The 11,674-nt window shown below is 48.6% G+C and carries 10 protein-coding genes; 4 read left to right on the top strand and 6 right to left on the bottom strand.

Features of this window, described 5'->3' with window-relative positions; all coding sequences use genetic code 11:
• Positions 1-163: 163 nt before the first annotated feature.
• From ACR9Y8_RS09280 to ACR9Y8_RS09265, 4 genes are all read left to right on the top strand, one after another.
• Entirely contained in the window at positions 164-1,222 is a 1,059-nt protein-coding gene (locus ACR9Y8_RS09280; RefSeq protein ID WP_481212975.1) for a sensor histidine kinase, read from the top strand.
• Entirely contained in the window at positions 1,194-1,910 is a 717-nt protein-coding gene (locus ACR9Y8_RS09275) for a LytR/AlgR family response regulator transcription factor (RefSeq protein ID WP_481212974.1), read from the top strand. Before ACR9Y8_RS09280 ends, ACR9Y8_RS09275 begins: the two co-directional genes overlap by 29 nt.
• Positions 1,911-1,983: 73 nt before the next feature.
• On the top strand, positions 1,984-4,521 hold the full coding sequence (locus ACR9Y8_RS09270; protein ID WP_481212973.1) for a phosphocholine-specific phospholipase C: 2,538 nt from the start codon (positions 1,984-1,986) through the stop codon (positions 4,519-4,521).
• 17 nt (positions 4,522-4,538) lie between these two features.
• Positions 4,539-5,315 carry an SDR family NAD(P)-dependent oxidoreductase gene (locus tag ACR9Y8_RS09265; protein WP_481212972.1) on the top strand — a complete coding sequence of 259 codons (777 nt, stop codon included), beginning with the start codon at positions 4,539-4,541 and terminating at the stop codon, positions 5,313-5,315.
• Between the two features lie 92 nt (positions 5,316-5,407).
• On the opposite strand, the gene ACR9Y8_RS09260 is transcribed toward ACR9Y8_RS09265, so the two are convergent.
• The 6 genes from ACR9Y8_RS09260 to ACR9Y8_RS09235 all read right to left on the bottom strand — a co-directional run bounded on the left by ACR9Y8_RS09260 (position 5,408) and on the right by ACR9Y8_RS09235 (position 11,643).
• On the bottom strand, positions 5,408-6,148 hold the full coding sequence (locus tag ACR9Y8_RS09260) for an SDR family oxidoreductase (RefSeq protein ID WP_481212971.1): 741 nt from the start codon (positions 6,146-6,148) through the stop codon (positions 5,408-5,410).
• A 67-nt stretch (positions 6,149-6,215) separates the two neighbouring features.
• Positions 6,216-6,803: a TetR/AcrR family transcriptional regulator gene (locus ACR9Y8_RS09255; RefSeq protein ID WP_481212970.1), complete on the bottom strand. Its 588-nt coding sequence runs from the start codon at positions 6,801-6,803 to the stop codon at positions 6,216-6,218.
• A gap of 147 nt (positions 6,804-6,950) precedes the next feature.
• Positions 6,951-9,152: a DUF4082 domain-containing protein gene (locus ACR9Y8_RS09250; protein WP_481212969.1), complete on the bottom strand. Its 2,202-nt coding sequence runs from the start codon at positions 9,150-9,152 to the stop codon at positions 6,951-6,953.
• 169 nt (positions 9,153-9,321) lie between these two features.
• Positions 9,322-9,780, bottom strand: coding sequence for a hypothetical protein (locus tag ACR9Y8_RS09245; protein WP_481212968.1), 459 nt, complete (start codon positions 9,778-9,780; stop codon positions 9,322-9,324).
• Between the two features lie 17 nt (positions 9,781-9,797).
• Positions 9,798-11,117 (bottom strand): glycoside hydrolase family 9 protein, encoded by a 1,320-nt coding sequence (locus ACR9Y8_RS09240; protein WP_481212967.1) that lies wholly within the window; start codon positions 11,115-11,117, stop codon positions 9,798-9,800.
• Complete coding sequence (locus tag ACR9Y8_RS09235; RefSeq protein WP_481212966.1) at positions 11,026-11,643, bottom strand: cellulase N-terminal Ig-like domain-containing protein; 618 nt, start codon at positions 11,641-11,643, stop codon at positions 11,026-11,028. The genes ACR9Y8_RS09240 and ACR9Y8_RS09235 overlap by 92 nt, the downstream gene beginning before the upstream one ends.
• Positions 11,644-11,674 lie beyond the last annotated feature (31 nt).

Below are 11,674 nucleotides of genomic sequence, written 5' to 3'. Positions count from 1 at the left end.
TTTCAAAGTAAATACATTATCGCTGTGCCGAAGCCTTATTTAGCCCAAAGGGATCATTATTCGCCCATACGGAAAGACGCATTCCGAATGCCGTTCGTGGGGCAAAACCGTTGTTCGTCGAAACGGTTTTTTCTTAGCTGAAATTCATTACTTTAGTTGCAGGATGAAGAGCTACAAACGAAATACAGGCTTCGTTTTACTGTTCTGGGCATTTTACTTTTTATATGAATGGCTGGGCAATGCCGCTGTTGGCAGCGAGTATAAAAGGTATGCCATCAATGCTGCGGTGATCGTTCCTATTACCTTCTGCGCCACCTGGTTTACGGTGCATGTACTGATTGAACGCTTCTTCTTAAAAGGTAAAAGAACTACGTTCTGGATGCTGTTTGGCGGTAGCGCGATCGTTTTTACGCTGATCCGCCGTGCATTTAATTACTATTATACTTATCCCTTGTATTATCCGGAAGGACAGCAGACCATGTCTTTCCTGTTTCCGCCAAAACTGATCATCGAAGCGGTGAACACCTACCTGATCGTGGCGCTGTATGCGATGTTTTATTTCCTGCGTGCCTGGTATGAGCAGCAACGTACTACCCAGCAGCTGCAGAAAGATAAGGCAGAGGCGCAGCTGGAGCTGTTAAAATCGCAGGTGCAGCCGCATTTTATCTTTAATACGCTTAATAATATTTATTCTTACGCACAGCAGAACAACCAGCAAACATCAGAACTCATCTACCGCCTTTCTGCATTACTGAGCTATATGTTGTATGATAGCCGGCAGACCACTATTTCACTGGGCAAGGAACTGGAGTATATCAACAACTATATCGAGCTGGAAAAGATCCGGTATGGGAAAAGGCTGGATGTGTCGCTGAACGTTTTTGATCCGGTGGATCACTTCAGAATAGCGCCCTTGTTGTTGTTACCGCTGATCGAGAACAGCTTCAAGCACGGGGTATCCAACAATATCAGGGACGGCTGGATAAGAATGGATATTGCATTGAAGGATGGATGGCTGTCTGTAAAGATTGAGAACAGCTGTGATGAGCGAAGTAACGGAAATGGAAGCAGCAAGAATGGCATAGGGCTGGAAAACGTGAAGAAGCGCCTTGATATCCTGTACCAGGATAATTATGAGTTTAAGTGTATACGTGAGAATGATTCTTTTCTTACCATCCTGAAGATCAAAAAAGATGAAGACAGTACGGTGCATGATCATTGATGATGAGCCTCCTGCCCAGGAACTGCTCCGCTCTTATGTATCGAGGATCGAACATTTTGAGATAGCGGCCATCTGCAATAATGCGCTGGAAGCATTTGCCCTGCTGCAAAAAAGCATGGTGGATGTTATCTTCCTCGATATTTCCATGCCGCAGATGTCAGGCCTGGAGCTGATCCGTTCCCTGCCACAGCGGCCGCCTGTTATTTTTACTACTGCCTACCGGGAATATGGGGCAGACGGTTATGAGCTGGATGCGCTGGACTACCTGGTGAAGCCCATAACTTTTGACCGTTTTCTGAAGGCCATTGCGAAGTTCAACCAGTATAAGCTATACCTCAGTCATCATGAATCCGGTCAGCTGGCCAATGCTTTTGAGCAGGCATACATGTATTTTAAAGTGAACAAGGAGCTGGCCAAGATCTTCCTGCGGGAGATCATCTACATAGAAAGCATTAAGGATTATATCAAGATCATTACAGACTCCCGGTCGCTTGTTACGTATCAACGCATCAGTTATATGGAAGAGAAGCTTCCTGAGAGTAAGTTCCTGCGCGTGCATAAATCCTACATCATTGCGGTTGACAGGGTGAGCGGTTTCAGTAATGATCTTGTTTCCATCGATAAATTTTCCATCCCTGTAGGCAGAAGCTATAAGCAAAAGTTTATGGAATATCTGCGCGGGAATTGATTTTTTTCGGCCCTGTGCTTTTATTTGTTTAAATGCCGTATTAAATTCACAGCATTTAACTGTTACTGTTAGCATGGATACACGCAGGGAATTTCTCAAGAAATCAATGTTATTATCCGGCGCGGCCGGGCTTTCCACGTTCCTCCCCACTTCCATACAGCGGGCGCTTGCCATTGATCCGGCGCCGGGAAGTACTTATCTTGATGCAGAGCACATCGTGATACTGATGCAGGAGAACCGTTCATTTGATCACTGCTTTGGCACACTAAAAGGGGTGCGGGGTTTTAATGATCCAAGGGCTGTTTCCCAGCCGGATCACAAGCCGGTGTGGCTGCAGACAAACGAGCTGGGAGAAACCTACGCGCCGTTCCGCCTGGACATTAAAGATACAAAGAGCACCTGGATGGGCGCCCTGCCTCACTCGCGCGCCAGCCAGGTAGACGCGTATAACGGCGGTAAGTATGATCAGTGGCTGATCGCGAAGCGATCAGGCAACAAAGAGTATGCTCCTATGCCCCTCACAATGGGTTACTACACGCGGGAGGATCTGCCGTTTAATTATGCTATGGCAGACGCTTTTACGGTCTGTGATCAGAATTTCTGTTCTGCCATGACCAGCACTACACCGAATCGCTCTTTCTTCTGGACCGGCAAGATCACCCATGAGGAAAATGGTTTGCCCAAGGCGCATATCCGTAATGATGATTTCAGCTATGGTAAATTGCCCTGGAACACCTTTCCTGAGCTGCTGGAAGAGCACAATGTGCCCTGGAAATTCTACCAGAACGATATTAGCTGCGGCGGTGGTTTTAAAGGGGAAGAGCGGGCCTGGCTGGCCAACTTTGGCTGTAACCTGCTGGAATTCTTTGCTGCCTATAATGTAAAGTTCTCATCGCGCTACCTGAAGAATTTACAGCAGCAGGCAGATACGCTGCCGGGAGAGATCAATGCACTGGAAGAAGCCACACCATCAACAGAAGAAGCAGCGCGAAAAATAAAGGCCGATATTGCCAGGAAGCAGGAAGTGCTGGATAATGCCAGAACAGAGCTGGCCAAATGGACCACGGAGAATTTTGATAAGCTGACGGAAAAGGAAAAGAACCTGTACCGTAGGGCTTTTGTAATAAATGAAGGCGATCCGGATTTCCGTTCTCTTGCAAAGCTGAATTATACAGATGGTGCAGCACAACGGGAAATGCAGGTACCCGCCGGAGACCTGTTATACCAGTTCCGCAAAGATGTGCAGGAGGGAAAGCTACCCATGGTATCCTGGATGGCTGGCCCACAAAACTTTTCCGATCACCCCAGCGCGCCCTGGTATGGCGCCTGGTATATATCCGAAATCCTGGATATACTCACGCAGAACCCTGAAGTATGGAAGAAGACCATCTTCATTGTTACCTATGATGAGAATGACGGATACTTTGATCATTTTGTGCCTTTCTCTATTCCGGATAACAACAAACCTGGCACCGGCAAAGTTTCTGCCGGCATTGATACAGAGGTAGAGCATGTGAGGCTGGAAAATGAGCTGAAACAGGGAGTGCCAAAGAAACAGGCCAGGGAAGCCCCTATCGGCCTTGGGTTCAGGGTGCCGATGCTGATCGCATCGCCCTGGAGCAGGGGTGGTAAAGTATGCTCGCAGGTGTTTGATCATACCTCTACTTTACAATTCCTGGAGACTTTCTTACAACAAAAGCTTGGCAAAAACATCCGGCAGGAAAATATCAGCCGGTGGAGAAGAACGGTTTGCGGGGATCTTACCGCTGCTTTCAGTCCCTTTAACGGTACCAAACCGGATAACATTGCTTTCCTCAACAGGGACCGCTTTGTGGAAGATATTCATAACGCCCGTTTTAAGGAGGTGCCGAAGGGGTATAAGAAATTGTCTGAACAGGAGATCGTAAAGATCGTGCGCGAGCCGCTTGCTATCGACCGCCTGGTAGCACAAGAGAAAGGTGTACGTCCTGCCTGTGGCTTGCCGTATGAGCTATATGCAGATGCGCAGTGGAGTGAGGATAAAAAGCATGTTGAGATCAGGATGGCCGCCGGTAACAGCAGCGGTAAGGCGGCCGGCGCTCCATTCACCGTATATGCACCTAGTAAGTTCAGGAATGATAAGGGCACTATGGAGATAGGGCGGAACTGGGCATTTGCCGTTGCTGCAGGTGATGCCATCACTTACCAGTGGCCGCTGGATGCTTTTGATAAAGGCCACTATCATTTACGCGTGCACGGCCCCAATGGCTTTTACCGGCAGTTTACAGGTAATGATAAGGATCCGGGATTGCTGTGCAGGTTGGAAGATCAGCTGGATCCTAAGACCGGGCAACCAACAGGCAGTGTCATACTCAGGATGAAGCATTCCGGTGCTTCCGGCACATTAAAGGTGACTATCCGCGATAATGCCTATGGGCAAAAGAACATTGTGAGGAAGATCAACGCTGGAGATAAGGAAACCATCCTGCTTTCGCTGGATAAGAGCCATGGATGGTATGATTTCAGTGTAAAAGCCGATGGTTTTGATATCTTTGAAAAGCGGTATGCAGGCCATGCGGAAAATGGCAGGGAAAGTTTCAGCGATCCTTTGATGGGAAGGGTGATCAGTTAAACCAAAAAGCGTAAATCATGTCTGTCAGTGCTATGTTTAAAGACCAGGTGGCCATTGTTACCGGCGCCGGGCAGGGAATTGGATATGAGATGTGCCGTCAGCTGGTACAGGAAGGAGCAGCAGTATTGCTCAACGATATTGATCCGGCACTTGCACAGCAGGCAGCTGCGGATATCGACCCTTCGGGCAATGTTTGTATTCCTATGGGCGGTAATGCAGCCGAGCTTTCTTTCATACAACAGATGGTACAGGCAGCGGTGGATCGTTTTGGCAGGCTGGATGTGGTGATCGGGAATGCAGGCATTACTTTGTTCGGCAACTTCTTTACCTATCCGGAATCGGATTTTTATAAAGTGCTGCAGGTGAACCTGGGCGGCAATTTCTTCCTGGCACAGGCAGCTGCGAAACAGATGAAAGAGCAGCCGCAGGGCGGCAGTATCCTGTTCACTTCATCTGTTACCGGGCATCAGGCGCATAAAGACCTGGCTGCCTATAGCATGACCAAGGCCGCCCTTGAAATGCTGGCCAAGAACCTGGTAGTGGAGCTGTCGCCTTACCGTATCAATGTAAATACGGTGGCGCCTGGTGCAACGCTGACAGAGCGAACAGTTTCTGATCCTGATTACGAAAAGACCTGGTCGCGCCTTACGCCTATGGGACGGCCGGCTACCACTTTGGATATAGCCCAGGCGGCATTGTTCATGGTATCTAAAAAGGCCCGGCACATTACGGGCCAAAGCCTGGTGATCGATGGAGGATGGTCGTCTATCAGTCCCTCCCCTTATGACGAGTAATTTAAACGTAAGCTTAGTGCGGGATGTAAATTGCAGGCCCTGAAAAGGAGCCCGCAATTTACGGTTGTATGGTTGATTCGTTGTTGTATTACTCAACGGCTGTTCAGCGCGATCAGGGCTTCCTCCGGAGACTGGCGGAACAGCTGGTACAGATCTTTTGTGCTGCCATTCCTTACTGCGTATGAATCACTTTCTACGGAACGAATGATATCGTCGGCAACTTCGTCAGGGGTCAGCTTGTCGGCCTCAACGCCTTTGGTCAGATCTGTATCCACATAAGGAGGGAATACTTCAAAGACTTTCACATTGGGTGCGCTCTTTTCTAATGTGAGCCGCAGCGACTGTGAATAGGAATGCAAGGCTGCCTTGGTAGCACTGTAAGTGGCTAAAAACGCATTAGGTACGTAGGAAACGATGGACTGGATATTGATAATCGACGCTTCTTTGCGGGCTTTCAGGGTAGGAAGCAACAGCTCTGTCAGGCGAAGAACGGAGAGGTAGTTGATCTCTATTTCAAATTTAGCCGTATCATAGATATTAACAGAGGCATCCAGGGCTTGTAGCCTTGCAGTACCGGCGTTGTTCACCAGTATATCGATGCCATTGTAATTTTCTTTCACCTGTTTAACCAGCTCCAATACGTCTTTTTCATTGGTAACGTCGCCCACTACATAGGAAGCGTTAGGCAACTGAGCAGCTGCTGCTTTCAGCCTGTCTTCAGTACGGCCAAACAGGATCACCTGGTTGCCTTTATCTGCAAATGCTTTAGCGATAGAGAATCCTATACCGGAACCACCGCCGGTGACAAGCACTTTTTTGTTTTGAATGTTCATTGTTAAAGTATTTAATAGTCCTGTGTATATATAATAGACCGAACGGTCTTTTTAAAGGCAAAAAAAATCAAAGGCTGTTATCCTCAATTTCTTTGCGGAGAATATCTGTGATGATACGCATCTGCCGTTTGTTACCCTGCACCCGGCATACCAGTATAGCGCCTTCTATCATTGTAAAAGCCTTCACGGAAAACAGAGAGGCGTCAAAATCCGGTTTGAACTCACCGGCTTCGATCCCTCTGCGTACGATTTTAGCGATGCGTCCCTGGGATTCTGTAATAGCCTTGCTTACTTTCTCCTTAATGACGGGATTGGTATCATCTGCTTCCGTGCCGAAGTTCAGCAAGGGGCAGCCGTAGTGATCTTCTCTCAGCGGGGCGTTATTGTAATAATCCAGCAGGCCGAGCAGCTGTTCCCGGGCAGATGTTTTATCTGACAAGCTGGCCCGGATAGCGGTCATTACGTTATTGTGCAGGTAATCAAATGCCTCGGCGCATATTTCTTCCTTGCTTTCAAAGTTGCCGTACACTCCGCCTTTAGCCAGTTTGGTGGCTTCCATAATATCACTGATAGAGGTGCCGGCCATTCCCTTGCGGTTGATGATCTGCGCTGCTTTTTCAATGATTAACTGGCGTGTACGTTCTGCTTTACTCATGACAACACAAAAATAAACCAATCGGTCTATTTTACAAAATTTATTTTTGAAGACGGGCCTGCGCCAAATTAAAAAGATCACAAGGGCTTCCGGGAAAGCCCTTGTGATCTTTTTAATCACTTAGGAGTAGCAGCCTTCGGCGGCCGGTTATTTCACTTTGACGATCTTGGCTGTTTTACGTTGTGAGCCCAGTAAGAGCTCTACATAGTAAGTGCCAGGGGATAATGATTCTCCTACCTGCAGGGTGGTAAAAGGCATTACTTTCTGATGATGCTCCACGATCCTGCCATAGGCGTCCAGTATATTCACCATGATGGGCTTATCTGCCGGGCCGCTGATAGCCAGGCTGAAGTAATCACTGCTCGGGTTGGGCGCTACTTTCACGTCCAGCTTCCCGTTGGAGGCGGCCTGTGTAGGCTTTGAAGGCTGAAGGGTTTCTTTTACCTTCTCAGCCATGTTGCTGTTGCCGGAACAGTTGATGGATACGCCTTTTAGTACAGGCGTATATTTCTTATCTGTTGTAGTCAGTGTTGCTTTATACTGGATGTAACGGCTGCTGCTGTTCACCGGTGTGCCGGGCGCCTTGATGGGCGTAAAGGAAGACCAGGTGCCGTCATTCGGGTTAGGGGTATCACCAGTGGTAACGGCGATAGTGATAGCGGTACCGGCGGGCGTTTCTCCATGCCAGTTCACTGCACCCCATTTGGTGGGAGCGCCGGCGTCGAACACTCTTGACGTGAAGCTGCCAGAGGCGGCATAGGGCGCCACGTGCATCCAGTCGATAGACAATCCTTCATCGCTGCTCACAAAGTCGCTGATCTGGATGTACATGTTATTGCTCACTTTAAGGTTAATGGTAGCTCTTGGCTTTACGTCTCCGTCAACATAAAACTCAAAATTGGTTGGGTTCCATTTGATCCGGTAATAATGTAAAGATCCCAGCAAACCTGAGCCGATCTTTATTTCTGTATTATCGGATGCGCGGGCATAGAGGTTGCCGTCTGCCTGGTTAGCCTGACCTATGGTTATCCAGGTGCCGTCTGCATACGGTTGATCGCCCGAGAAACCGATATTCTGATAGGCGCCTGCGCCGAAAATGGCGGCAAACTCAATGGAGGAGCCAGGCTCGAAGCTGGCATTTGAAAATACGTGCGTGCCGTTCACGGTGATCACTCCATTATTATTCACGGTGGTACCGTCATTATTGTAGCGGCCACCAGACCAGCCTTCGGGGATAGATTTGAGTAAACTGATGAATTCTTCATTCACCAGTGGCTGCAGGGTGATGGTACCGTTAGGGTTCACCAGTGCGCCTACGTCTTGTCCGCCGTCCCGGAAATTTGCTGCAGAACTGTCCACCGCACAAGGCGCCGTTGTTACAGTGAAGCTTAAGGGAGGAGCGGTGATGTTTGGCCGAATTACGGTGTTGCCGGCGGCATCCTTAGACTTTATCCTGAAATAATACGCAATTCCCGGTGTGAGGCCTGCAATCTGTACGGAATGAGCTGTACCGCGTTTATTATCGCCGGCGTGTAGTGTAAGGTTTTCTGCGTTGATATTGTAATCAACAGTAGCATCTGCGTTTTCGTCGGTATTCCAGCTAACGGTTACTGTACCATCTGCATTGGTCACAGGTTTTACATTGCTGATGGCAGGAGCCAGGGTATCTTTACCGCCAGCTGCCGGACCGGCCGCCGGGGCCGCAACGGCCGCCTGCTGTACCGGTACTTCATCGGGAATGAAAACAACGTCTACCCAGTAATTGCTGGAGCCATAGTTATTATCCGGGAAGACCGGTGCTGCGGCGTATTTATATAAGCCATTAGGCCCGTCTTCGCCATTGGCCAACGCACGGAGCGGACCATTCACCACCGCTTTTTCAAAGAACGGGTTGGTGGTGGCATAGTCGCCGGTATTGTTGAAATAAGATGCAACATAGGTGGTATTGGCATTAATAGTCACAGGAGTGGTAAACGCCACCTGTTGCCAACCCTTTGCAGTATCTACTGTAAAGGCGGCTTCTGCCAGCTTGTTGCCGGAGCTGCTCCATAGGTGTACGGTATAGTTGCCGGCAACGGGAGCAGCTTTATAAAACCGGATTCCCGTTACTTTTCCACTTTGGGCAGTCCTGAATTTTACGCCCAGCTCAATGCCGCCCATACCATCATTAACGGGAGGCGTTGCAGGTGCGTCTGTGGGTTGAAAGATACTTGTGTCCCCTGACAAAGCCGGCGGAAAGTGGCTGGCAGCCATCATTGTCTGTACTGAAAAGAGAGGAGAAACCAGCAGCGAGAAAAGCAATGTTCTGTATTGCTTTCTGCAAACATAGGATAGAGAGTTGCGTAACATGTTGCTAAATAACGCTTTAAAATAAAGATATCGGTTTACCTAAGCCGAAATATACAAAAAATATTAATATTATTAAAAATCACCATTAGTCAATAACCGTGCCAGAAGCAAAAAAAACCGGGTGATTGAATCAGATCATCACCCGGTTGGAGAACGGTCCTGAAGAATGTTAACGATAATTTTTGCTCCTCACGAGCAGAATTGCGGCAGCAATCCAGAATGATAGCTGGCAGAGTACCAAGATAAAGAGACTAAGTGTGCTGCCCAGAAAAAACGTACACATGGCATAAAGTGAGCTGCCATCGTAATAACTTCTGGCGGTGCCGCCGAAAGATAGCTTTAAGAAAAAGGGGAAGGCCAGCAAACAAGCTAAAGTAATGCCTACCTGACTCCACTGCCACGCTACCGGTAACAGGCTTTTCCGCCTGAGTAACCGGTGCGTTATCCACGAAAGAAACAACATAATATAAAAAGGGAGAAAGATCAGTGAGCCGCCATATCCTTCAATGACGTAATAAGTGTCGTGTAAGTGTATATCTAAAGCGGAATTGCCGATATACACCGGCCAGATCAAGATGCCGGGCAGCAATAATAACAATTCAGGTAAACGGGATAATTTTTTCAACATTTTATTTTTTGTGATGATTATTCGGCCAGTGCAACCGCCAGTAAATACCACGCCGTATGCGGCAGCCACTGTTCGGCCCAGCGCCAGTCATAATCTTTGCCGGTAGTGGCATATGACAAATTAAACTCAATGTCTTCTTCATCTTCCAAACCGGAAGTGATACCATTCACAATACCGCCCGGCGCGTTGGTATATTCAAAGGTACCAAAGAAGCCGTAGGCCGGGTTGTTATGCCCGGTGCCCTGCAGCATAGAGGCATCATAAGGGTTCAGTCCCAGTATCCAGTTTAGCTGGTCCAGGGCAAAACGTTCCAGGCTGTCGCGCAGGGGCTTGTCTTCTTTGAACAGGCGGGCGGTTATTCGTGCCGCGCTGGCCATGGAAGCGATCCTGGCATTTTCTCCCTGCCACCAGGGGGCGGTTTCCGTACCGTGGGGAAAGAAGAAAGCGCTGTGCCGGTTACCGGAAGTATCCTGTACCAGCTGACGGCTATAACCAAAGGGGTTATTGACCTCGCGTGTAATGGACAGCTCAAATTGTAAGGACTTCCTAACGGTTGCCTTTATACGTTCCTGCATCTCACTGCCGGCCAGCGGATAATAGCCAGCCAGGCTTACCAGGGGGAAACCGGCATCAGCGGCATGAAAGAAGGGACGGTCTTTGTCATCAGCACGCCAGTAGTCGTGATAAGTTTTCCAGGAACTAAGCCGGTCCATTAACTGCTTAGCTCTTTTATCCGCCGCTGCCTGGTATTGTGGTTTACGGGTGGCTTTGTACAATTCTGCCGCAGCTGCAAGCGCGCAGTAATCATCCACAATGTTTTCCGCGCCGTCGTTTGTCATTTCAGGATTGTGTTGTTCCAGGAAAGCAAAGGCGCTTTCTGCAGCTTTCAGGTAATCCGCATTGCTATAATCACCGGAGGTATCATAGGTAGACGCAATGGCGAGTGCTGCGATGGCGATACCGCCGCCGGAACGATAGCTGACCTGGTAACCTTTCCAGTCATCTTCTTTGGTATCAGCATTGCCTGCGGGCTGGTCTTTCGACTTTTTAATACTGTATCCTCTTTCTTTGCCGGGTATGATCCTGTCTTTTGCCAGTTTACCGGGACCGGGTGCAGATACAGAACGGTAGAAGGAGCCATCGGCAGGATGTACACGGGCCAGGTAATCGGCGCCGTACATGGCTTCATCCAGCAATCTTCTATTATACTGACGATAGTCGGTACCACTTTTCTGGTGCAGCAGCTCATAGGTTTTTAACAGGCTGTATACCGTCAGGGATATCTGTTGCGGGTTGAAGTAAGTAGAAAAGGAGAGATGAGAACAGATGCTTGCCATAATCACCGGTAGCATCATACCAGCCACCGTGTGCATCTATGCCGGCGGTATCTGTTGTGTTCCCTGCCAGCCGCAGATGGTGGTCTGCTTTATCCAGCAGCCCGGAACTGCGTTGCCCTTTGAAGTAGTAGATCACGTCTGAGATGGTGGCCTGTTCCAGCACGTTCTTACCAATGATGAAAGGGTAGGAGCTGATATTTTTTCCGCCTGCAGTAAGCTGTAGCCGGTAAGTACCCGGTGTTGTATAACTGCTGAAATCCATGGTCCAGAAAACCCAGTTCTTCCATTTTTTAACAGGCCCGGTAAACACTGGTTTACCGGTATAGGCAACATGGCCGCTGTTGGCGTTGATCAACTGAAAGCCGTTGATAGTAGCCGGGCTTTCGGCAACAATAATGGCTTTCTTTGCCTTGGTACTTTCGTAACCAACATGGTTGGTCACTATTTTTATTTGCTGCGCAGGCAGCAGGAAAGGTAAGCTCAAAAGAAATACCAGGATGACGTGTGTTTTGCGCTGATAAAGCATGGGATATAAAGTTTGGCTGATTTAGTAAAAT

It is taken from the genome of Chitinophaga sp. SVR4-12A, assembly GCF_056754765.1.
Note: the sequence above shows the minus strand (reverse complement) of the source record. Positions and strands in the feature narration are given on the sequence as shown.